Below are 23,055 nucleotides of genomic sequence, written 5' to 3' on the forward strand. Positions count from 1 at the left end.
GATTGTTTATTTTAGACAATCTCTTTTTTTGTATTATGATTTCAGAAAGTTTTTTTAAAGTTTACAATGCCTCCGCTGGTAGCGGTAAAACCTATACACTTGTTAAGGAGTATTTAAAGGTAGCATTAAGTAATGGCGAATTTGAGTTTCAAAAAATATTGGCGATCACTTTTACCAACAAAGCAGCTGCGGAAATGAAACAACGCGTGCTGAATACGTTGAAAGATGCCTCTAGAAAAAAAGAGAACCCTATAATTATTGATATTGCCACAGAAATAGGACTGAGTATAGAAGAGATTCAAAGGAAATCTCAAAAAGTACTAGAGAATATTTTACACAACTATGCTAGTTTTCACATTATTACTATTGATAGTTTTACCCACAAACTAATTAGAACTTTTTCTTTAGATTTAGGATTACCTTTGGATTTTGACGTAGAAATGGATGTTGATCCTCTTCTAAAAGAAACCATAGATTTGTTGGTCTCAAAAATAGGTGAAGACAAAGAATTGACAAAAGTTTTGGTAGACTATGCACTCCATCAAGTAAATGAAGACAAGTCATGGAACATTAATGATTCTTTGGTAGATGTAGCTAGATTACTGCTGAATGAAGAAAATGAAGTTGAAGTTTCTAAATTAATCAATACAAGTCTTTCAGATTTTCAAGCTTTAGAAAAAAGATTAAGAAAGTATGTAAAAGATACTGAAGAGGCATTTTACAAAGTTGGACACGAAGCATTATCTCTAATTCAAGAACACAATATTGAGCAAAGTACTTTTGCTTATGGAGATTTGCCTAAGTATTTTGAAAAATTGAAAAGCACTTGGTTCTTAAAAGAAGAATTACCCGCTAGTAATAGATTGGTTAAAAATATGGAGCAAGGTGTTTTGTATTCTAAATCCGTTCCTAAAGATGTTAAAAAAAGAGCTGATAGAGATGCAATTGATTCCATAAAAGAAGAGCTAATCACCTATTATCAATTTTCTCAACAAATATGCGATGCACATTTTGGATCGTATTTTTTGGTCAAGAAGATATTAAAATCCATTGTTCCATTAACCGTATTGAGTTATATACACAAAGAGTTTTCCAATTTAAAAGAAGAAAATAATTTTCGTTTGAATGCCGAATTCAATCGTGTGATTAGCAAACAAATTAAAAATGAGCCAGTTCCTTTTATTTACGAACGTTTAGGAGAGAAGTTTCAATACTTTTTCATTGATGAAATGCAAGACACTTCCGAATTACAGTGGCAGAATTTAATTCCACTAATTCACAATGCATTGTCTCAGAACAAAGGTGGTTTGATGTTGGTGGGAGATGCAAAACAGTCTATATATAGATGGAGAGGTGGAAAAGCATCACAATTTGTAGAATTATCAGATGAAAATGCAGAAAACGAATTTTTTATAAACAAAGAGGTTGTGACTCTAGGCACTAATTACAGAAGCTATAGCAATGTCATCAATTTTAACAACGATTTCTTTTCGTATCTCTCTGGTTTTTTAAAAGAACCTGCTTATCAAGAAATTTATGCAAGTGAAAAACATCAAAAAACCAATTCAAAAGAAGGTGGTTATGTATATGTAGACGTACACGAAAGAGACGATGATTTTGATACCTATACTTATTATTCAGAAAAAATCCATCAGCAGATTTTAGAAATAGAAACAAATGGTTTTGACAAAGGAGATATTTGCATATTAACTAGAAATAAAAAAGATGGTATTGCTATTGCCGATTATTTGGTGTCCCAAAAAATAGAAGTGATATCACCAGATAGTTTGTTGTTAAAAAATAATTCAGTAATTCAATTCCTAATTTATTTGTTAAGATGGATAGAAAATCCAGAAGACAAAGAGGTTTTGATGGAGGTGTTACACTTTTTATTCCAACATTTTGATATTCAAATAGATCAACATGAGTTCTATCAGAATTCGTTAGCATGTAAAGATGTAGCATTGTTTACAGATTATTTACAAATAGATTTTTCAGAATCTGAATTTTTCTCATTGTCCTTGTACGATGGATTGGAATATTTGATTAGAGTCTTTAGATTAGAAAAGGTGATGGATGTTTTTGGTCAAACCTTTCTCGATGTCGTACTTCAGTTCCAGTTAAAAGAATCAGGAGGACTACAGGCTTTTCTTGAATTTTGGGATCGAAAAAAAGAAAAGTTAAAAGTAGAAATAGCATCAAACAAAAATGCCGTCCAAATTATGACCATTCACAAGTCTAAAGGATTAGAATTTCCCGTGGTTATTTTTCCTTTTGATTTGAATACAGAAAATATTTCAAGAGAGTCAATCTGGTATCAAACGGACAACAAAAGTTTGTTTGGTAATTTTACTAGCTTTAGAATCAACGCTTCTAGCAAGTTAGATTTGTATGGGGAACAAGGAGGTGTGTATTTAAAAAAGGTAAACGAAGAAATTCAATTAGACAATATAAATTTATTATATGTTGCGTTAACAAGAGCCGAAGAACAATTGTATGTGTTTTCAGACTTTAAGAATTCCAAATCAGATGATTTGAAAAATTATTCTGATTATTTCAAACAATTTATAGCTGACAAAGGAGAAGATTTAATTTATGAAATAGGAACTCCAACAAGATTGTCTGAATACAAGAGACATGAAGATCATTTTGTTTTAGACAACTATTTTAGTGTTAACAAAGAAGATAATAAAATTCACGTAGTTGAGAATTTACAAAGCGATGAGGATCCAAGAATTTTTGGAAATATAATTCATAAAGCATTTGAAAAAATTATAACTTTTGAAGATGTTGCTTTAGCTATTGCATATATCAATCAACAAGGGTTGTCAGAAGAACTGAATCAAAAAGCTGTAAAAACTATAACTAATATCATAAACCATCCACTACTAAAAAAATATTATCAAAAAGAAATAAACGTGTATAATGAAAGATCTTTTTTAACAGAAAAAGGAGATGTTTTAATTTTAGACAGACTTGTTTTTATAGAAAATAAAGCGGTAATAATTGACTACAAAACAGGACATTTCAACAATTCTCACGAGTCACAAATAAGAAGCTACTCTACTCTTATTCAGAATCTAGGACTCAAAGTGTTACATGCTTTTCTAGTATATTGTAATGATGAAATAAATGTGAATTTAGTCACAATCTAACATTCAAAAACTACATTTATTAAAAAGGATGAAAAAAATCATAAAAAAAAAGACGTTTGTTGATAGATATCCAATACATCGACAAAAACATTGCTTTTTTTGAAATAAAAGTCTTCATTTACATTTTTATAACATAAAAATTAAAATGAGGCATGTTAATTTTATATATTTGTCACTAAATTGAATTAAATCTCGAAAAAAAAAAATAAAAAAATGAAAAAATTATTACTACTAGTTCTGGTATTGGTTTTTGTAAACTCCAATGCACAAGATAAAAATCGTCCATGGGCCATAGGAGTTGGTATTAACGGAATTGACTTAACTCACTATGGAATTGACAATGTAGGTCAGCAATTCAAAGACTACATAACTGTAAACGACTTAAATGTAATTCCTGTATTAAGTAGAATTTATGTAGCTAAATACATAGGAAAAGGATTTTCTTTAGACTTAGCAGGTTCTATTAACAAAATTGACAAAGGAGCTCATTATGAACCCTTAGAAGAAAAAACATACTATTCTTTAGATTTAGGTGTTAGATATGATGTAAACAATTTAATTGGAGAAACAGGATGGTTTGATCCTTATGTAAAATTTGCTGCTGGTACTGCATGGTTAGATGGTAACGCTTTGGCAGCTCTTTCTCCTGGTTTAGGTTTTAACACTTGGTTTAATGACAAGATTGGATTGAATTTTGAAACTGCTTACAAGTCAAGTGCTATCTTTAAAAATGATGGAGATAGTGATTTGGTATATGCATTTGATATTAAAAACTACCACTTCCAACACTCTATATCTTTAGTTTACAAGTTTGGAGCAAAAGACGCTGATAAAGATGGTGTTCCTGACAAAGAAGATTTATGTCCTGAGATTGCTGGATCTAAAGAATTCTTTGGTTGTCCTGATACAGATGGTGATGGTATTGTTGATAAAGATGATTCTTGTCCTGAATTAGCTGGAACTGCAAAAACAAAAGGTTGTCCTGATAGTGATGGTGATGGTGTTGCTGACAAAGACGATGCTTGTCCACAACTAGCTGGAAAAGCTACTTTAAAAGGTTGTCCTGATACTGACGGAGACGGTGTTGCTGATAAAGATGATGCTTGTCCTGGTACTGCAGGAGCAATTGACGGAGGAGGTTGCCCTGATAGTGATGGTGATGGTGTTGCTGACAAAGATGACAATTGTCCTAATGAAGTTGGACTTACATCTAACAACGGATGCCCTGAAAACTTATCATTAGACTCTGAAGGAGTAACTAAAGTAAAAGGTGATTTGATTAAAACTGTAGAATTCAACTTTGGAACTTATACTTTCAAAGCTGGTGTTGCAAAAAGATTAGATGAAGTAATTGCTCAATTAAATGAGTCTGACATCATTGGTTTGTTTGTAGAAGGTCATTCTGATAGTACTGGTCCTGCTGCTTACAATGTTAAATTATCTCAACAGAGAGCAGATGCTGTAGCAGATTACTTTATCTCTAAAGGTATCGAGAAATCTCGTTTGGTTATCATGGGATACGGTGAAACAAAACCATTAGAAAGCAACAATACCTCTAAAGGTAGAGCTGAAAATAGAAGAGTTGAAATTTCAATCTTAGAATTGAAAAAATAAAACTTATATAATTCAAAATCAAAACCCGCTCAATGAGCGGGTTTTTTTATACTTCATAATGTCCTGATTCTAAAAACATCATACACAGCTATTTAGGAACTAAAAAATAAACTCTACCAAGTAACATTTAGAGTTTCACAATAAATTTTGAATCAAAAAATAATACAATTGAGAAATCATGTTTTTTTCAAACGTAAAGATTTCACATTTTTCACATACACACATTGTATATTTTTAAAAAAACAATGATTTTATCATGAAATAAGAAGCAAAACTATCATTTAATTATTTTACTGATTTAAGAATTAAAATATAAAAAACAGGTAGTTTGTTTTTTATATTTATACAAGTAGAATCTAACTTTTAACTGAAATGAAACAAAAATTAACACTTCTTTTCTTGGTCATTATTTCTTTGCAAAACTATGCCCAAGACAAATTGAAACCATGGTCTGCTGGTATCGGTATCAACACCGTAGATATATCTCCGTATACTATTTCGCTATTTGGAGATCAGTTTGCTAATGATTATTTAAACCCTTTTACAGACACAAATACCTTCCCGTTTTTTAGTAGAGTCTTTATAACTCGTTATTTAAATAAGAACTTTACTTTAGATTTAGCTTTGGCTTACAATAAGTTAAAAAAACAATATGGAGATTCGGAAGTTTTGGATGATTTGAATTATTTATCTGGAGATCTTGGTGTAAGATATGACATCAACAACATTATAGGAAAAACAGGGTGGTTTGACCCCTATGCAAAGTTAGGTGCTGGTTTGTTATTGGTTGATGGGAATGACATGAGCATACCTTTACTAGGAGGTTTGGGATTCAATATTTGGTTTAATGATGTATTAGGATTAAATATTGAAACAAATTACAAGTCAAGCTCTCTATTTGGAACATCTAGTATTGCTACAGTAAAAGGTGTTGGAGATTACCATTTTCAACACGCTATTTCTTTGGTATACAAATTCGGAGCAAAAGACAAAGACAAAGATGGTGTTCCTGACAAAGAAGATGTATGCCCTGAAGAATCAGGTTCTGAAAAAATGAATGGTTGTCCTGATTTAGATGGCGACGAAGTTATTGATAAAGAAGACAAATGTCCCGAAACACCAGGTACTCAAGAATTATTTGGCTGTCCTGAAGAAAAAGATCAGGACAATGATGGTGTTCCTGATAAAATAGATAAATGCCTTGAGTTGGCAGGTTCTAGCAAAACTTTAGGATGCCCTGATTCAGATAACGATGGAATTGCTGATGACATTGATAAGTGTCCAACAATAGCAGGTCCTAAAGAAAATGAAGGATGCCCTGAACCAGAAGCATTAAGTTTGTCAGATTCTGATGCTGCTAATTATTTAAAATTAAAGGGAAAACAACTTCAAACTATTCAATTTAAATTTGGTGCAATTGCAATAGAACATAGTGTCCAAGAAAAACTAAATGATATTGTTAAAATGTTATTAGAAGATGAATCTAAAGTTGCCGGATTGTATGTAGAAGGACACACTGATAGTGTTGGAGCGGCTAGTTTCAATATGAAATTATCAAAACAAAGAGCTGAATCTATTGCTCAATACATCGTTGATCAAGGAATTGACAGGTCTAGATTATATGTTCTGTGTTTTGGAGAAACTATGCCTATAGCAACAAATACAACTACTGAGGGTAGGGCTAAAAACAGAAGGGTTGAAGTTTCTATACTTGTTCTGAAAAGAAATTAAAGAATCAATCTTACAACAATTAAAAACCCCGCAAAACTAGCGGGGTTTTTTATGCCCTAATGTTACTGTTGTAATAAATAGATAAGTTATATCTTTATCATTGCTATTAATAACCGCTAAAAGAGCAAGCGGTTTTCTTAAAAATCTATGGAAACTTTCTTACAAGAAACAGCACAAGCTATTATAAATAGGAATACAGATTTTAAAAATATTATTTGTGTACTCCCCAGTGAACGAGCTGGAATCTATTTAAAAGAAGCTTTAAAAAACAAGTCAATAGGAAAAGCTATTTTTTTACCTAAAATAATCAGTATTGAGAAGTTCATCAAAGAAATTTCAGAAATAGAAAGCATGGATCAAGTCTCCTTGGTTTTTGAATTGTTTCATGTATATAAAAAGCACTGTAAAAAGAATCAGTTAGATACTTTTGAGAGATTTATAGGCTGGGCAACAATTGCTATTCAAGATTTTAACGAAATAGATAGACACTTAGTAAAGGCTGATGAAATTTTTAGTTATTTAACAGACATCCAAAAAATAAAGGATTGGTCTCCAGAAAAAGATGAGACTACTCCCACCATTAAAAACTATATGAGTTTTGTGGAAGATTTGCACGTGTACTACCAAGAACTAAACAAGGTTTTACAACAAAAGAAATCAGGTTATCAAGGATTGATTTATCGTGAAGCTTATCATAAATGTGAAGAATATCTTAATAATCATGATGATGAAATTTTTTATTTTATAGGTTTCAATGCATTGAACAAAGCTGAAGAGAAGATTTTTAATCTTTTTTTAGACAAGGAACACAACCACATTTATTGGGATATTGATAGTTATTACTTTGACGGCAAACACGAAGCAGGTACTTTTGTTCGAATTTTTTTTAATGAATGGGATTGTTTAAAAAACGAAGACAGAAAAAACTGGATACATTCTAACTTCAAACAAAAAAAGAACATTCGGGTACTGGGTAGTTCCTTAAATGTTACAGGAATTAAGGCAGTTAGCTCTTTTTTAGGGAAAGATTTAGACCCTAAAGAAACTGCAATGGTATTGGCAGAAGAATCTTTGTTGCCTGTGGTGTTAAATTCAATTCCAGAAGAAGTAAAAAAAGTAAACATTACTATGGGGTATTCTCTTAGTAACATTCCACTTTCGGGCTTATTTCAATCTTTATTTGAGCTCCATTTAAACAAACAAAAATTAGGAAAAAATGCATTTTATTACAAAGATGTTTTATCTTTTTTAAGGCACCCTTACCTTAACAAGGTGACTGAAAACAAACTAAACTCTATAATCCAGAATATTGTTAAAAATAATTTGGTTTTTCTTTCTGAAGAAATGATGTCTACTTTTTTTAAAGACTCTAAGATTGAAATTTCTCTTTCAAATTTATTTTTGTTAAAAGATGATGTGTCTACTTTTCTCCAAAAAATTATTGAATTTCTAGATTTTTTAAATAAAAAATTAGAGGGAATTGAGTTATTATATGTTGAAGGATACAGAAAAGTTTTTCAAGAGATTATCAACTTAAACAATCAATATAGTTATATAGATACTTTTAAAGTTTTACACAAAGTATTTAAGAAACTGATTCCTTTAGAAACGGTTGATTTTAGAGGTGAAGCTTTAGAAGGGATGCAATTGATGGGAATGTTAGAAACTCGTTGTCTAGATTTTAAGAACGTAATTTTAACCTCTGTGAATGAGGGAGTTTTACCCTCTGGAAAAAGTGAAAGATCCTTCATCTCTTTTGAAGTAAAAAAACATTTTAAAATGCCTACTTATTTGGCCAAAGATGCTATTTTCTCATATCATTTTTACCGATTGATACAAAGAGCCGAAAACATTTATTTGTTATACAATACACAAACGGATGATTTTGGTGGTGGTGAAATGAGTCGTTTCTTAACCCAGTTGATGCTAGATAAAGAAGACGAAATTACATATCAGAATGTAGTTTCTAACACAAATGAAAATGATCATAGAACTAAAGAAATAGAAAAAACACCCAAAGTGATGGAAGCTCTTTTTACCTATTTTAAAAAAGGAGCCTCCCCTAGTAGAATTACAGAGTACATGAACGATCCCTGGGAATTTTATCAAAAAATGGTATTAAAAATTCGTGAAACAGACAAGGTTGAAGAAGAAGTTGCACACAACACTTTGGGAACTATTGTTCATGATTCTTTAGAGTTTTTATATCAACCCTATTTGAATAAAATATTGATTCCTAACGATATTCTAGACATGAAAACCAATGCTACTAAAATGGTTTCAGAAAAGTTTAGAGAACATTTTAAAGAAGGAGATATAACCACGGGAAAAAACAAATTGATTTTTGAAGTTGCCAAACAATTTGTATTGAACTTTTTAAATAATGAGTTGAATGAAATTCAAGCAGGTAAAGAAATCATCGTTAAAGAACTAGAAACAGATTGTAATGTTCAATTTACAACACCTAACGGACATCAAATAGCTTTGAGAGGAAAGATAGATAGAGTAGATGAAGTAAATGGAGTACGCAGAATTGTTGATTACAAAACAGGAAAAGTAGAAGCAAAAGATTTAAAACTAAGTGATATTTCTTTAGCAACCTCAGATTACAAATACCATAAAATAGTTCAAGTAATGACCTATATGTTGTTGTATAGTACTACTCAAAATTTGGAGGTTGATAAGATGGAGTTACAAGCGGGGATTTATTCCTTCAAAAACTTAAAAGCTGGATTTTTAGCTATGAATTTTTCAGAAACATACAAGAAAGAGCATTCAATCACAAAAGCACATATCGAATCGTTTAAAATGAGTTTGTTGACTATGATTGATGAGATTCTAGACAACAAACTTACTTTTGTAGAAAATATTGATCGAAAATTTAAAAAAGAAGCATAAATATGGTTCATAAAAATATTCAAATAGCAGGACTGCATCAAAAACCTATTTTAACGGACATACATTACACTAAAAATAATCAGAAAAAAGGAATTGTAATTTTTTGCCATGGCTACAAAGGTTACAAAGACTGGGGAGCTTGGAATTTGATGGCTACGGAATTTGCCAAACAAAATTTCTTTTTTGTAAAGTTTAGTTTTTCGCATAGTGGAGGTACCGTAAAACAACCAATAGATTTCCCTGATTTGAAAGCTTTTGGTCAAAATTCATACACCAAAGAACTGGATGATTTACAATCTGTAATAGATTTCATTGTCAACCAAGAAGAATTTGCTGATCAATTGGACACAGAAAATATCACATTGATTGGTCACTCTAGAGGAGGTGGGGTTGTTACACTAAAAACAGGAGAAGATTCCAGAATCAAGAATGTTGTTTCTTGGGCAGGTCTTTCAGATTTAGAAGCAAGATTTCCAAAAGGATTCAAACTTTGGTGGTGGAAAATTAGAGGTGTTGGTTATGTGGTAAATGGAAGGACAAAACAAAAAATGCCTCATTATATTTCATTTTACAAAGATTATGTTCAGAATAAAGAAAGATTCAATATTCAAAAAACAGCACAAAATTTAAATGCAAATCATTTGTTGATTCACGGAACCAATGACGAAGTTGTGCTACCTGTAGAGTCAGAAAATGTACACAAATGGAATCCTAAGAGTACATTGGTTTGGATAGAAAAAATGAATCATTCTTTAGGATGCTCTCAGCCTTATACAGAGAAAGAAATGCCAGAAGATTTGAAAAAAGTGGTTCAAAAAACAATTGATTTTATACATGCGCAATCCTAAGCTATCATTCAAGCATATCAATAGCATTGCTGTGCCTGCAATTATTTCGGGAGTTATAGAGCCCATACTTTCTTTAACGGACACTGCCGTGGTGGGTAATGTCTCTCTTAATGCCAAAGAGGCATTAGCTGCTGTGGGAATTGCAGGGTCTTTTATTGCCACTCTAGGCTGGGTTTTTACACAAAGTAAAGTTGCTATTGCCGCTTTGGTTGCTGAATATTTAGGGAAAAAAGAATTGGATAAGATTATGGGTTTGCCAGCGCAAATGATTGGAATTAACATTGTGCTAGGAACTTTGGTATATGCAATTACCTATTTTGCAACCGTATCTATTTTTAAATGGTACCATGCAGAAGATTTGGTGTTGGAATACACCATTTCGTATTACCGAATTAGGGCCTTAGGTTTTCCTTTTCTCTTGTTTATTGTGTCTGTATTTGCCATTTTCAGAGGCTTACAGAATACATTTTGGCCCATGGTGATTAGTGCTATTGGAGCAGTATTAAATATAGGATTGGATTTTATATTGGTTTACGGAATTGAAGGATGGATTCCAGCAATGCATGTTGAAGGAGCAGCTTGGGCTAGTTTGATAGCTCAACTTGTAATGTCTGTTTTAGCATTGATTTTATTGTTTCTAAAAACACCTTTCAGATTAAAAATTCAATGGAAAATTCATCCCGAATTAAAAAGAATGATCAGCATTTCACTAAACATGTTGGTGAGAACAATTGCGTTGAATACTAGCTTAATTCTATCCAACGCTTATGCAACAAAATACGGATCTAAATACATTGCTGCTTTCACCATTGCGTTCCAAATTTGGTTGTTTTTCGCTTTCTTTATTGATGGTTATGCTAGTGTATCTGCAATTATTGCAGGAAAATTTAAAGGAGAAAAAAACTACAAAGACTTGGCTCTTCTGGTAAAAATCATCACCAAATATGCGCTTGTAGTATCGGTGTCTTTAAGTTTTATCTTTTTCATCATGTACCCATATATAGGGCAAATATTTACAAACGATGTAGAGGTGATTGCTACTTTTGAAATGTTTTTTTGGATGGTTCTAATCATGCAACCACTAAACGCTATTGCTTTTGTTTATGACGATGTGTACAAAGGAATGGCAGAAGCTAAAACATTAAGAAACACACAATTGATCGCTACTTTTATAGGATTTGTTCCCACATTGTTGATCTTAGACTATTTTGATTTTAAAATTTATGCAATTTGGATCGCATTTTTAGTTTGGATGTTATTTAGAGCCTTACTTTTGCGTATAAAGTTTGTGAAATTATTAAAATTGAATCTTTATTAAAAAGAATTTTATGGAATCAGCTTATGTAAATACACGAGTACAAGATAAGATTGCTGAGATTGAATTTTTTAATCCTGCAAGCAATTCTTTAAACAGCTTACAATTGAAAGAATTGACTGTTGCAATTTCAGAATTAGGAAAAAATAAAAATATCGTATTGATTCATTTGAAAAGTAAGGGAGAGCGAGCATTCTGTGCTGGTGCTTCTTTTGACGAGTTGTTACAAATTAACAATTTAGAAAATGGGACTGCCTTCTTTTCTGGATTTGCAAATGTTATCAATGCAATAAGAACTTGTGGAAAATTAGTAATCACTTCTATTCAAGGAAAAACCGTTGGAGGTGGAGTTGGTATTGCAGCTGCAAGTGATTATGTATTTGCTACAAAATCAGCAAGTATCAAATTGTCTGAATTGAGTATTGGAATTGGCCCTTTTGTGATAGAGCCTGCGGTATCTAGAAAGATTGGATTGAATAATTTTTCAGAATTGACCTTAAATCCTACGGAATGGAAAACAGCAGAATGGGCTCAAAAGGCAGGCTTGTTTTATCAGACAGTAGATAGTTTAGAAGAATTATCAACAAAAGTATCTCAACACTTGATACAATTATCGAACTACAACCCAATTGCTTTAAATGAATTAAAAAAGGTATTGTGGAATGGAACAGAATCTTGGGAGCAATTATTGATAGAAAGAGCTAGAATTAGTGGAGAATTGGTACTGTCTGAGGAAACAAAAAAGGCATTGTCACAGTTTAAAAATAAATAAGATGAAGAAGATAAGAATTACTAAAAAGTTTGATTTTGAAACAGGGCATGCATTGCATGGTTACGATGGGAAATGTAGAAACGTACACGGTCATAGTTACAAATTGTACGTAACAGTGATTGGTTCTCCTATTCAAGATATAAATCATGTTAAAAATGGAATGGTGATTGATTTTACCGATTTAAAAAGTATTGTAAAATCAGAGGTGGAAGATGTGTTTGATCATGCGACTGTTTTTAATAAAAACACTCCACACGTAGAGTTGGCTAAAGAATTACAAGACAGAGGTCACAACGTAATTCTGGTAGATTACCAACCAACAAGTGAGATGATGATTTTAGATTTTGCAGAAAAAATTAAAAATAGACTTCCTGAAAATATTGAATTACACTCTTTAAAACTGCAAGAAACCGAAAGCTCTTTTGCAGAATGGTATGCAAGTGATCAATAAATCATTACATTTTTTATATAAAACGGAGAACATTTAAATGTCATCTACTTGTTTTCCGTTAAACTCATTCATGGCATTTCCAATTCCAGCCGTTCCAAAAGAAAGGATGAGTTGTGCAGACTTGTCTAACAATTCAGGAAAATAACGTTCTTCCTCTTTATTCCACTCTCCTAAAACATAATTTACTTGTTTCCCTTTCCCAAACACAGCACTAATTCCAAACCTAAAACGTGCGTAGTTTTGATTCCCCAATTTTTCATTAATATCCTTTAGACCATTGTGCCCTCCTGCACTTCCTTTGGGTTTTAGGCGAAAAGTTCCAAAATCAATATTTAAATCATCCGAAATGACCAAAATATTCTCTTGTGGAATTTTTTCTTTATCCATCCAGTATTTCACAGATTTCCCACTCAAATTCATATACGTAGAAGGTTTTAAAAGAATAAAAGTTCTTCCTTTAAATTTAAATACCGCTACATCACCAAGCTTTTCTGTAGAAAATGAAGACTCTTGCTGTTTGGCCAATTCATCTACAATTTTAAAGCCTATATTGTGTCTAGTGTTTTCGTAATCAGAACCAATATTTCCTAGTCCTACAATTAAAAATTTCTTCATCGGATCTACGTTAGAAAGTTGTTTGGGTTGAAACCATTTGGAAAAGAATCCCATTGTGTTTTTTGAAACAAAGATAAGATTATACCATAAAAAAAGAGCGTTACTTTTTGGTAACGCCCTTTTTAATAATTTTAAATGTCTTATTTTGTAGCTTCAGCAGCAGCTTTAGCAGCGTTACGAGACATTCTTACTTGAGCAACAACAGTATTGTCATTGTGTAAGATTTGGTATTGATCGTTTCTTAATTTAGAAACGTATAATTTGTTACCAATTTGCAATTCTGTAATATTAGCCTCAATAAAATCAGGCAAGTTAGCAGGAATAGCTTTGATTTTTAGTTTACGTAAATTTTGACGTAAAGCTCCACCAGCAATAACACCTTTAGAGTTACCAACCAAATTAACTGGAATATTCATAGAAATTTCCTTATCATCTTGTAATTGATAAAAATCTACGTGTATAATTCTGTCATGAATTGGGTGAAATTGAATATCTTGTAAGATAGCATCAATTGTTTTACCGTCTACTTCAATCTTAGCAGTATATACGTTTGGAGTGTACACTAAGTTTTTGAATTGTTTTTCATCTGCTGAAAAGTGTAAAACTTTGTCCCCTCCGTATATAACGCAAGGTACCTGTCCAGCATTACGTAAGGCTTTAGTCGCTGACTTACCTACGCTTTCTCTTTGAGATCCTTTGATTGTAATTGATTTCATAATATATATTAAATGATAAATTTATCCGTAATTGACTTGAAGTTCTGAACTTTATCCATTACCTCCGCAAATAAGGGAGCGCAAGATAACACTTTTATTTTAGAACTTTCTTTTTTTAATGGAATAGTATCAGAAGTAATAAATTCTAACAGTTTAGAGTTTTCTATCTTCTCATAAGCATCGCCAGAAAGTATAGAATGTGTAACAATAGCTCTAACACTTAAAGCTCCTCTTTCCATCATTAAGTCTGCCGCTTTTGTCAATGTTCCAGCAGTATCTGCCATATCATCAACTAAGACTACATGCTGACCTTCTACTTGACCAATTAATTCCATATGAGAAATCTCATTGGCTTTTATTCTGTGTTTGTAACAGATAACTACATCGCTTTTTAAGTACTTAGCATAAGCATAAGCTCTTTTAGAACCTCCCATATCTGGAGAAGCAATAGTTAAGTTTTCCAAATTCAAACTTTCTAAGTAAGGTAAGAAAATAGTAGAACCATATAAATGATCTACTGGTTTCTCAAAAAACCCTTGAATTTGTCCTGCGTGTAAATCCATAGTCATCACACGAGTTGCACCAGCAGCTTCTAACAAATTGGCAACCATTTTTGCACCAATAGCTACACGAGGTTGATCTTTTCTATCTTGACGTGCCCATCCAAAGTAAGGAATTACTGCAGTAATATGTTTTGCAGAAGCTCTTTTACAAGCATCTAAAATCAATAACAACTCCATCAAGTTGTCTGAGTTAGGAAAAGTAGATCCAATAATGAACACCCTTCTTCCTCTTACTGTTTCGTTAATTACAGGTTGAAATTCACCGTCACTAAATCTAGCTACGGTCAAGTCACCTAGTTCAGTTCCGTAATGTTTTGCAATAGATTTAGCCAATTCAGTACTTTGTGAACAAGCAAAAACCTTTGGAGTTAATTGATTTACAGACATTTGTATTTGTGTTGTTGTTGGTAGAATTTATTTCTTGGCAAAAATAGAATTTTTTTTGGTTGAAAGCTGTGATTATGTTGAATTTTTTTTACATTTGCACCACCAATAATTAATTGCCTAGGTGGCGGAATTGGTAGACGCGCTGGATTCAAAATCCAGTTTCCTCGGAAGTGCGGGTTCGATTCCCGCCCTAGGTACAACATTAAACCTCAACACTTTGACTATCAAGTGATTGAGGTTTTTTTATTAAAATAATCCCCACATAGTCCCCACATACTATTTTTGTGTTTTAAACTTTTAGGTACTGTAAAAACGTCATATTTATACGCTCAATGGGTTGCAAATGGCATTATGCATATGCTTTGCACACATTTAAACCCTGTTATATAAATTGTTACTATATAAAAAAAGCGTTTCAATTAAGAAACGCCTTTTCAAACTAATACAAATAAACAACAAATCTTATTTAACCATTAAAACCGTTAAATAATCATTGAAAACTAATAAACTCCCTTTTACATGAAATCCTTTTTTGGCTTCATCGTTAATTTTATCATGTAAGTCTTGAGCTTTTAACTCTTTTATAATTTTATATTCTTTATCTGGCATTACTCAATTGTTAAGATGTTACTGTAGTCAAAATTAATTTCGTTTAAATCTCTTGATAAACCAACTTGGTTAGTGTTGTACATATCACTTTTTAATAAATATGGCTCTATTGGAGCTTTAATATATTTATAGTCTAAGTTTAAAGATTTAGATACTTCTACAAACTTTTTAACATTATCAATAAATTTTAGTTGAGTATTGTTTACATAAACGTTAAACGGATCTTCAGGAACTTGAATTTTAAAATTATCTTTTTTGATTGTTATAAAGTCAAAGAGGCAATACGTTTTTTTAGCTGGTGCTTTAGATAGTAAATTACCGTATTTAGGATCTTGTTTTCTGTATTCGCAAAAAAAGTAAAACGCATTATTATACTTGTAGAAATCTTTTTTGAAATTTAACCAGCCTTTATAAGTGTTTTCTAATTTTTGCAAACTTACATCTGTCAAACCTCTGTAATCTAAATATTTTTCAAATGTTGGTTTTGCGGGATCGTTTTGTAATTCTTGTTTGTGATAGTTTAAGAATATTTCAACAAAGTTACCCTCTTTTAAAGATTCGTAATTTAGGGGTATTGAAACTCTTTGTTTTTTTAATTCTGTTTTTGCATCGTCTAAAATGTTTTTAACGGTGCTTAAAGAATTTATTAAATTGTTATACTCTGTTGAGTAATTATAAACTTTTGTGTTCATTTTTATGGTGTTATAAATTAAAATTAAATGTGTTTGTTTTGAGTACCATTAAAAAATTAAGGTGCTCGAGGTTTGAAATTGGGAAACATTTTTATGTATGTTGAGTAGATTAAGTAGAAGTAAATCGAAAAACTATTTCTATATATAAATATCTCTCACGTGAGTAACTTTTATAAAATACATCTACTACATCTACAAAGTGTATATAAAGCCTTTTAAATACTGAGTTTGTTTAAGTAGATGTAAATTTTTTTACTTCTTGTTTAGTAGATGTAAATTGTCTTTTGCTTAGTTAGGTTTTAAACAGTTTTATAAAAAACATAAAAAACGTTGTTCTAAAAGCTTGTTACATCTACTACATCTACGATTTTAGTAGATGTAATTTAAACTTTGTGATGCCCGAACTTAAACGTTTTTCAAGTGTTAATCCTTTGTATGTAGCCCATACGTTTAACCATTTAACAATTGTTTTACTTTTGGTTCTAGTTTCCATACTTACAACCTCATCAACAAATTTTGCAAGCTCTTTTATGTTGTAATACTCATCTGTTTTGTTAAAATGTGTTTCCATGGCATTAACAAAACTTTTAGATGTGTTGTTCTCAATACTCTTTTTTTCTAATTCAGGACTGTTATACTCAACTAAACCATGGTTTAAATATGTTTGTATACAGTATATCATAAAAGCATCAAAACACTCATATTCTTTGTGATCCCATTCACTAAAAAAAAGATTCTTAAAATGTTGCTCGGGTTTATGTAAGCTGTTAAAATAATTGTTAATAAATACCAAATGTTTACGGTCTGTAAAGCTTCCGCCTGTGTTGTTAATGGTGTAGTTTGTAGTTAGGGCAATTTTGGGACTATCAATAAAATCTAAGATTATTTTGACTTGATGTTTACGTTCAATACTCATTTTGTCTGTAAGAACTGCAAATAAATCCTCAAAATTAAAAGACTGTTGTACGTCCTGAAGTAGAAATAAATTTGTTAATAATGTTATTGACTGGAAAACAAATTTATCTTTTGACAAATCAACGTTTTTGCCGTTGTATTCTGCAATGTTTAAAAATTGGTGCAATGCCTGTATTAATATTCCTTTTCCGCTTCTACCTTGAGCGGTGTTACTTGCTTGACTAAGTATATCACTTAAAATAATGGCTTTTGCAATGCTAGGATTTTTATACTTGTGTAGCAAATAACCCAATGCAGTAACAACGTTTAAAAAATGTTTTTCGCTGTTTGTTATTAGTTTTGTAAACTCATAAAATTGAGCCTGTTTATAGTCTGTGTTTTTGTTGTAGTTCCTTTTTATAATTTGACTTTCATATATAAAATAACCTGGTATAAGTTTGTTGAGTTTTGAATAGTTATGAAAATTGATAGTATCATTTAACACTACTGTAAAGCCATTTTTAAAACAAATTAGTGCAACCTCTCTAGTATCTTTAAAAGGTTTTAATTCAAGTGTTTTTAAACTTCCTAGGGTGGCTTTTTTACTAACTATAATACTTTCAACAATCTTTATATATTCGTTTCTTAGAATATCGTTTTTTTGTCTTTTAACATACTCTAAACCAAAATTATAAATTTGTTGAGGTGTGTAAATAGTAACTATGTTGTTTTCAAATTTTACAGTCTCATTGTAGCCTTTTATGGATAGGGTTCTAAAATTATTTAGTTCTAAAAAATCAGTTAATAAACCAGCGTTTATGATAGGCTTTGAGTTTTTAAATACCCAAAACTGTAAAGGTTTTATTTTTGTATCTTTACTTTGCAAGTTTAAATCAACATCATTATTTACAAGGCTTTGAATATGGTTCTCTTTATTATTCATAGCCTTGTTATTTTAGTTTAACAATAGCTTTCATAATATCGGAACGCTTGTAGTATACACGTCCTTGTAAACCATAAGGAATAAGTTTTCCTTGCTTTTGCCAATTCCATAAGGTAGACTTATCCACTTTTAAAAGTGTGGCGGTTTCTTCCCTCGTAAGTAGTTCTTCAGGTTCGGTAAAATATTTTTTAAGTTCCGAAACTTGCTGTTTAACGCTTTCAGTAATTGCGTTTTGTAGTTGTTCAGGGTTTACCTGAATAAATTGAATTTGTTGAGTTGTGCTCATAACTATTGGTTTTAATTATGAGACAAAATTGGGTTTGTTTAAACGGCGTTCTATGGCTGTTTTATGGCGAAATTCGCCGTTTTATTTAAACTGCTATAATACTATTGTAGGTCTTAATTCTACCCTTTGTGAGTATTTTGCTAGGGCTTAAAAAACAACCGTTTGTTTGTAGAATGTCAAAAGTATTTTGTTCGATATATTTTTTATCTAATGCCCAATTTGAAAGCCCTTTAAAGTCTTTAGTTCTAAGTTTGTTTTCAACTTTTAGTTTTTGAAAAATAAAACTAATGTTTTTTATAGGATCGGGTTCAAATTGTTTATTTATCCATGTTTCAAATATTTCAAAAGCACCATCTTCAAAAATTGAGGGATGTAAATTTGTTACTTTCTCTTTAGATGTGTTTTTTTTATCTTCAGAAATACCGTTTAATTCACTTAGTAAATTATCTAATTTTTCTAAGAATGGTTTTTTATGGTAAAGTATACTTTCTTTTAATTCTCCTGTTTTTTTATTTTGTAAAATATATTCATTTACTCTTTTTTCTATTTTATTGTTATTAATATGTCTTATGTATTTGTCATAAAAAAAATCACTCATACAAAGTTTAATAAATTTAGGGTCTGAAAGTTGATTGTTTAAATTTTTATAAATATTATCTGGAAATGGTATTTTATCTATTGTATTTTTATAGTTTAGATATGTATGCTTGTGGTCGTTGAAGTCTATATCATCCATATTATTTACTCAAAAATTGATAAAATTCGGTTAATGGTTTCTTTTATGGTGCTTGTTATAAGTTGTATAAAAACCTCTTTGTTGTTTTGCGTTTGTGCAATTTCTAAGGCATTGTAATAACTTAAACGGCTTTGGTCGTCTCCTTTTAAAATAGCAATAGGATAACCGTTTTGTAATAAAATAAGGTTCATTAACAAACGTGAGGTTCTACCATTTCCATCTATAAAAGGGTGTATGGTTACTAATCTTTCGTGCATTTCTGCGGATAGTTCAATAGGGTGTAACACTTCTTTGTTTTGGTTATACCATACAAACAAATCTTTCATTTGTTGAGGTATTAAAAGCGGTTGCGGTGGTATGTGCTTTGCCCCACTAATAATTACGGGTACTTTTCTGTAAGTTCCTGCATTGGGTTTGTCTATGCCTTGTAATATTAAACTGTGAATTTGTAAAATATCCCTTTCGCTAATATTGTTTTTTTCTTTGGCTAGTTCTTTAATATAGTCAATCGCCTGGGTGTGATTAATGGCTTCTAAGTGTTCGTTTAAAGTTTTTCCCCCAACGGTTAACCCCTTTTCAATTACTAAAGCAGTTTCTTGTAAGGTTAAAGTGTTTCCCTCTATTTTGTTGCTCTCGTATGTATATTCTATTTCTAAAGCCTTTGTAACCTTTGGGTGTTCTGTTTTACGATATTCGTTTAAACGGTCTTTAAGTTGATCTATTTCTTTATATGGGTTCATTGTAATTGTTTATGAATTGATAAAGTTAAATTTTAGTTCCTGTTTTTAATACAGTCATTTGTACTTTATTACTTTTTTGTAGTTCTTCTTTTACTTTTTGCAATTGGTTGTATTCGTTTCTCATTTTTTTAACCTGTGATAGTTTTCGGCTTCTATCTTGATTAACATAGATGTTTACGGTTTCTTCTTTGCTGTGTCCTGTAATGTGTTTTACTTGAGATCCGAAAACTTGATAATAATGCGTTGTTGCTGTTTTTCTTAACGTGTGTGAGGTTATTAATTGCCATTTAGGAAAAACCCCCTCTATTTTACGTTTACATTTTTTACCGTTAATTTCTACAATTTGAGTAATTGCCCCGTCCGTAGGTTTGTTAATTTCAGCCAGTTTACAAATTTCTTTTAAATACTCATTAAATCGTTGTTCGGATAATGGAGTAGGTAAACCGTTTTTTATTATTTGCTCAATAACCTCATCAATTGGGATCACAATTTCTTTTGTGTTTTGTGATTTTTTTTGAGTGAATACAAAACACTTTGTTAGTTCCCCATCTAAATCGGGGTGGTACTTTATATTGTCTTCTGTAAGTGGTAGTAAGTCACTTACTCTTTGTGCCATTTGCAAACCTAATAAGAACCACTTACGAGTATTTAAAAGCCTTTCGTTTGTGATTTCTAGCTTTATTATGCTTTGTATCTCATCGTTTTCTAAAACAATAGGTTTCGGGTTTCTTCTTTTAATTCTTTTGATGTAATCTAATTCCTGTGAAGCTGGTATTTTATAACGTCTTGCGTGTCTACCAATAGCAATTAAATCATCTGAATATTTTTTTGCTGTGTTATGACTATAACCCTCTTTGCTAATTTGCCAATGAATAAAGTTATCGTAAAAGAATTGGTCTATCTCAACAATTTTATAAACGTGGTTTTTTTGATATTTTTTAAAAACATTCAGCAAAGTATTTAATTGCTTAATTCTGTTTTTAGATAAACCTTTTTCGCCTATGCTGTTTTCAAATAAGTGTGGATTGTCAATTACAAATTTAATCCAATAGTCAATACTTGCGTTTTGCTGTTTTTCTTCTTTGTTTGCAAACTTATTAAAAACAGTTTCTAGCCATTTTTTAGAGGGTTCTAAACCCTGTATAGATATATTGTTTAATTCTGCTTGAATGTGGCTAATTAAAGCATCTAAAACAGTTTTAAGGTTTTTTAAATCGGCGGTTGATTCTTTAGGTCTTTTGGTTTTAGGATTCCATTTATTTACATCAATATTTAACCCTGTAGAAATTGTGTAATCGTGTGTTCGTCCGCTTCTTAATCTTACGTAGATTGTTGAGGTTTTTCCTTTGGTTTTTATAAAAGGTGTTATACTAGCCATATTGGGTTACTTTACTGTATTCTAAAGATACAACAGTCCCCACATAATCCCCACATAGTCCCCACATTTTTTAAATCTTATTAAATTGCATTAAATCCAATTAGCTGTTAAGCCTTGTTATTACTGGGGTTGTATGTTTTTTTAGATTTTTTAAGATTGATTAAAATCGCTATTGGTGATTCCCGCCCTAGGTACAACACTAAACCTCAACACTTTAAAAATAAAGTGATTGAGGTTTTTTTAATAAAAAAACCCTCGAAATTTCATCTTAAAACAAGACTTACACACTATACAATCAAAAAACCTCAGCAATTGCTGAGGTTTTTTGATTCAATTCTATTTCGTCTTATCTTCTAATTCTAATTTTTCTGCAAAATACTCACAAAAATCTCGCATGGTAGCGGCCATTTTTTCATCATTAGTTGCTCTTTCAAAAGTATCTGCCATTTGTACCAATGTCTGATGAAAAAACACTTTCATTTCATCTACAGGCATTTTTTTAGTCCACAAAGGCAAGTACAAAGTTTCTTTTTCTTTTCCATCCCAAACAGCAATCATTGTTGACTTTGCCTCATCTTTGGTAACACCTCCATCCGTTGCTGACCAGTGAATTGTTTCTGGAATTTTATTTTCATCCAACCCTATTTCAAATTCTATTTTTGATTTATGTACTATTGCCATATTGTTCTTATTTAGGTTGCAAAGATAGAAATTACAACTGAGCTAACGAATCCTATTTTTGAGGTTTGAAACCTGAATCTCTCAGAATTTTTTCTGCATCCATTTTCATCAACTGATCTATAGATACTTGATGTTTCTTTTGATACGACCTTACAATTTGCAATCCCAAATACTTACCAACACCCCCTGGAGAATCTTTATCTACAGACGTATAAAATTTAGAAAAAGGAGCTACATCTATAAACCGTTGCTTTAACGTAGGTTTGTTACTAAACAACAATTCATTTTTGATAAAATAACTCCAAACTCCAGCTTCGTTTTCTTTAAGCCAATGCATCTTTTTTTCTGAATACCCCATTTTAATTTCGTCTGAAACTTTGGGTAAAAACAAATCCAACAGATATAATTTTTTACCTTCAAAAACCATCTGTCCTAAAAAAGTTCTATTATCATCAAAAGGATATTGCGTTTCAATAATTTTCTGAGCAATGGCCGTTGACAAGTGTTTTGGAGTGAATGTTTCTGCCAAATACATGGCAAAACCACTATAAACCTCATGTTCTTTACCCAAATACATATCCAAAGAAATTAACAACATATTGTTGGCATACAAGACTCGATCTTGATACGAAACCCCAGTAAGATCTGTAACCACTACAGGTGTTTTAAAATCTTTTTCATAATATTTAATATGCCTGAACAAATCATCAATCTCTGATTTTTGAGTTTTAAAATCACCATAAACTTTTTTAACCTCCTTATACAAAAACAACTGTAGCGTGTCTTGCATCCTACCAATCACCAAACTATCAGGCATTTGAACAGGGAACATATAGGGATAATCTTTTTTCAACGCTTTTAAATTATCTGTAGACGACGTAAACAAAGCATCGTGGAATAAGGCAAACTGGGTATCTACCTGAATCTTTTCTATTTCTTGTTCTGTTTTAGAGTTTGATGTACAAGCAAATAGCATGACCAAAACCAACAATAAGCAACTCCACTGTTTCATTCTGTAAGTTATTTTAAGT

General features: G+C 31.2%; 20 protein-coding genes and 1 tRNA gene. 9 read left to right on the forward strand and 12 right to left on the reverse strand.

What is annotated here, in order from left to right; translation table 11 throughout:
* Positions 1–35: 35 nt before the first annotated feature.
* From Q4548_RS01320 to Q4548_RS01355, 8 genes are all read left to right on the forward strand, one after another.
* Entirely contained in the window at positions 36–3,155 is a 3,120-nt protein-coding gene (locus Q4548_RS01320; RefSeq protein ID WP_303450514.1) for an exodeoxyribonuclease V subunit beta, read from the forward strand.
* A gap of 213 nt (positions 3,156–3,368) precedes the next feature.
* On the forward strand, positions 3,369–4,769 hold the full coding sequence (locus Q4548_RS01325; RefSeq protein ID WP_303450517.1) for an OmpA family protein: 1,401 nt from the start codon (positions 3,369–3,371) through the stop codon (positions 4,767–4,769).
* A gap of 372 nt (positions 4,770–5,141) precedes the next feature.
* The gene (locus tag Q4548_RS01330) at positions 5,142–6,500 is read left to right on the forward strand and encodes an OmpA family protein (protein ID WP_303450519.1); all 1,359 of its coding nucleotides are present in this window, start codon (positions 5,142–5,144) and stop codon (positions 6,498–6,500) included.
* 147 nt (positions 6,501–6,647) lie between these two features.
* Positions 6,648–9,398: a PD-(D/E)XK nuclease family protein gene (locus tag Q4548_RS01335; RefSeq protein ID WP_303450521.1), complete on the forward strand. Its 2,751-nt coding sequence runs from the start codon at positions 6,648–6,650 to the stop codon at positions 9,396–9,398.
* A 2-nt stretch (positions 9,399–9,400) separates the two neighbouring features.
* Complete coding sequence (locus Q4548_RS01340) at positions 9,401–10,246, forward strand: S9 family peptidase (protein WP_303450524.1); 846 nt, start codon at positions 9,401–9,403, stop codon at positions 10,244–10,246.
* Positions 10,233–11,564, forward strand: coding sequence for an MATE family efflux transporter (locus Q4548_RS01345; RefSeq protein ID WP_303450527.1), 1,332 nt, complete (start codon positions 10,233–10,235; stop codon positions 11,562–11,564). The genes Q4548_RS01340 and Q4548_RS01345 overlap by 14 nt, the downstream gene beginning before the upstream one ends.
* A 10-nt stretch (positions 11,565–11,574) precedes the next feature.
* On the forward strand, positions 11,575–12,333 hold the full coding sequence (locus Q4548_RS01350; RefSeq protein ID WP_303450529.1) for an enoyl-CoA hydratase/isomerase family protein: 759 nt from the start codon (positions 11,575–11,577) through the stop codon (positions 12,331–12,333).
* A 1-nt stretch (position 12,334) separates the two neighbouring features.
* Positions 12,335–12,784, forward strand: coding sequence for a 6-carboxytetrahydropterin synthase (locus Q4548_RS01355; protein WP_303450531.1), 450 nt, complete (start codon positions 12,335–12,337; stop codon positions 12,782–12,784).
* A gap of 33 nt (positions 12,785–12,817) precedes the next feature.
* On the opposite strand, the gene pth is transcribed toward Q4548_RS01355, so the two are convergent.
* The 3 genes from pth to Q4548_RS01370 form a co-directional block, all read right to left on the reverse strand.
* The gene (gene pth / locus Q4548_RS01360; protein ID WP_408068622.1) at positions 12,818–13,399 is read right to left on the reverse strand and encodes an aminoacyl-tRNA hydrolase; all 582 of its coding nucleotides are present in this window, start codon (positions 13,397–13,399) and stop codon (positions 12,818–12,820) included.
* Between the two features lie 140 nt (positions 13,400–13,539).
* Entirely contained in the window at positions 13,540–14,115 is a 576-nt protein-coding gene (locus Q4548_RS01365; protein WP_303450536.1) for a 50S ribosomal protein L25/general stress protein Ctc, read from the reverse strand.
* A gap of 8 nt (positions 14,116–14,123) precedes the next feature.
* A complete protein-coding gene (locus Q4548_RS01370; protein ID WP_303450542.1) occupies positions 14,124–15,065 on the reverse strand; it encodes a ribose-phosphate pyrophosphokinase in 942 nt (313 codons plus the stop codon).
* Between the two features lie 115 nt (positions 15,066–15,180).
* Here Q4548_RS01370 and Q4548_RS01375 point away from each other — a divergent pair.
* A tRNA-Leu gene (locus Q4548_RS01375) sits at positions 15,181–15,262 on the forward strand.
* Positions 15,263–15,527: 265 nt separating this feature from the next.
* Here Q4548_RS01375 and Q4548_RS01380 read toward each other — a convergent pair.
* The 9 genes from Q4548_RS01380 to gldB all read right to left on the reverse strand — a co-directional run bounded on the left by Q4548_RS01380 (position 15,528) and on the right by gldB (position 23,036).
* Entirely contained in the window at positions 15,528–15,674 is a 147-nt protein-coding gene (locus tag Q4548_RS01380) for a hypothetical protein (protein ID WP_303450545.1), read from the reverse strand.
* Positions 15,674–16,366, reverse strand: a complete 693-nt coding sequence (locus Q4548_RS01385) for a hypothetical protein (protein ID WP_303450547.1) — start codon at positions 16,364–16,366, stop codon at positions 15,674–15,676. The genes Q4548_RS01380 and Q4548_RS01385 overlap by 1 nt, the downstream gene beginning before the upstream one ends.
* A 361-nt stretch (positions 16,367–16,727) precedes the next feature.
* The gene (locus Q4548_RS01390; protein WP_303450550.1) at positions 16,728–18,203 is read right to left on the reverse strand and encodes a hypothetical protein; all 1,476 of its coding nucleotides are present in this window, start codon (positions 18,201–18,203) and stop codon (positions 16,728–16,730) included.
* Positions 18,204–18,210: 7 nt separating this feature from the next.
* Positions 18,211–18,489 (reverse strand): helix-turn-helix domain-containing protein, encoded by a 279-nt coding sequence (locus Q4548_RS01395; protein ID WP_303450552.1) that lies wholly within the window; start codon positions 18,487–18,489, stop codon positions 18,211–18,213.
* 85 nt (positions 18,490–18,574) lie between these two features.
* Positions 18,575–19,225, reverse strand: coding sequence for a hypothetical protein (locus tag Q4548_RS01400; protein WP_303450554.1), 651 nt, complete (start codon positions 19,223–19,225; stop codon positions 18,575–18,577).
* A 5-nt stretch (positions 19,226–19,230) separates the two neighbouring features.
* Positions 19,231–19,965, reverse strand: coding sequence for a Fic family protein (locus tag Q4548_RS01405; RefSeq protein WP_303450556.1), 735 nt, complete (start codon positions 19,963–19,965; stop codon positions 19,231–19,233).
* Between the two features lie 25 nt (positions 19,966–19,990).
* Positions 19,991–21,343, reverse strand: coding sequence for a tyrosine-type recombinase/integrase (locus Q4548_RS01410; RefSeq protein WP_303450558.1), 1,353 nt, complete (start codon positions 21,341–21,343; stop codon positions 19,991–19,993).
* Positions 21,344–21,679: 336 nt separating this feature from the next.
* Positions 21,680–22,024 (reverse strand): gliding motility protein GldC, encoded by a 345-nt coding sequence (gene gldC / locus Q4548_RS01415; RefSeq protein WP_303450561.1) that lies wholly within the window; start codon positions 22,022–22,024, stop codon positions 21,680–21,682.
* A gap of 52 nt (positions 22,025–22,076) precedes the next feature.
* Positions 22,077–23,036, reverse strand: a complete 960-nt coding sequence (gene gldB / locus Q4548_RS01420) for a gliding motility lipoprotein GldB (RefSeq protein ID WP_303450564.1) — start codon at positions 23,034–23,036, stop codon at positions 22,077–22,079.
* Positions 23,037–23,055 lie beyond the last annotated feature (19 nt).

It is taken from the genome of Wenyingzhuangia sp. 2_MG-2023, from assembly GCF_030548295.1.
Classification (GTDB): domain Bacteria; phylum Bacteroidota; class Bacteroidia; order Flavobacteriales; family Flavobacteriaceae; genus Wenyingzhuangia.

Coding starts and splice junctions, on each gene's coding strand:
- Q4548_RS01335 (WP_303450521.1), top strand. CDS start 6,648: ATGGAAACTTTCTTACAAGAAACAGCACAAGCTATTATAAATAGGAAT.
- Q4548_RS01385 (WP_303450547.1), bottom strand. CDS start 16,366: ATGAACACAAAAGTTTATAATTACTCAACAGAGTATAACAATTTAATA.
- Q4548_RS01410 (WP_303450558.1), bottom strand. CDS start 21,343: ATGGCTAGTATAACACCTTTTATAAAAACCAAAGGAAAAACCTCAACA.
- Q4548_RS01355 (WP_303450531.1), top strand. CDS start 12,335: ATGAAGAAGATAAGAATTACTAAAAAGTTTGATTTTGAAACAGGGCAT.
- Q4548_RS01350 (WP_303450529.1), top strand. CDS start 11,575: ATGGAATCAGCTTATGTAAATACACGAGTACAAGATAAGATTGCTGAG.
- Q4548_RS01395 (WP_303450552.1), bottom strand. CDS start 18,489: ATGAGCACAACTCAACAAATTCAATTTATTCAGGTAAACCCTGAACAA.
- Q4548_RS01340 (WP_303450524.1), top strand. CDS start 9,401: ATGGTTCATAAAAATATTCAAATAGCAGGACTGCATCAAAAACCTATT.
- gldB (WP_303450564.1), bottom strand. CDS start 23,036: ATGAAACAGTGGAGTTGCTTATTGTTGGTTTTGGTCATGCTATTTGCT.
- Q4548_RS01380 (WP_303450545.1), bottom strand. CDS start 15,674: ATGCCAGATAAAGAATATAAAATTATAAAAGAGTTAAAAGCTCAAGAC.
- gldC (WP_303450561.1), bottom strand. CDS start 22,024: ATGGCAATAGTACATAAATCAAAAATAGAATTTGAAATAGGGTTGGAT.
- pth (WP_408068622.1), bottom strand. CDS start 13,399: ATGAAGAAATTTTTAATTGTAGGACTAGGAAATATTGGTTCTGATTAC.
- Q4548_RS01325 (WP_303450517.1), top strand. CDS start 3,369: ATGAAAAAATTATTACTACTAGTTCTGGTATTGGTTTTTGTAAACTCC.
- Q4548_RS01370 (WP_303450542.1), bottom strand. CDS start 15,065: ATGTCTGTAAATCAATTAACTCCAAAGGTTTTTGCTTGTTCACAAAGT.
- Q4548_RS01330 (WP_303450519.1), top strand. CDS start 5,142: ATGAAACAAAAATTAACACTTCTTTTCTTGGTCATTATTTCTTTGCAA.
- Q4548_RS01345 (WP_303450527.1), top strand. CDS start 10,233: ATGCGCAATCCTAAGCTATCATTCAAGCATATCAATAGCATTGCTGTG.
- Q4548_RS01320 (WP_303450514.1), top strand. CDS start 36: ATGATTTCAGAAAGTTTTTTTAAAGTTTACAATGCCTCCGCTGGTAGC.
- Q4548_RS01365 (WP_303450536.1), bottom strand. CDS start 14,115: ATGAAATCAATTACAATCAAAGGATCTCAAAGAGAAAGCGTAGGTAAG.
- Q4548_RS01400 (WP_303450554.1), bottom strand. CDS start 19,225: ATGGATGATATAGACTTCAACGACCACAAGCATACATATCTAAACTAT.
- Q4548_RS01390 (WP_303450550.1), bottom strand. CDS start 18,203: ATGAATAATAAAGAGAACCATATTCAAAGCCTTGTAAATAATGATGTT.
- Q4548_RS01405 (WP_303450556.1), bottom strand. CDS start 19,965: ATGAACCCATATAAAGAAATAGATCAACTTAAAGACCGTTTAAACGAA.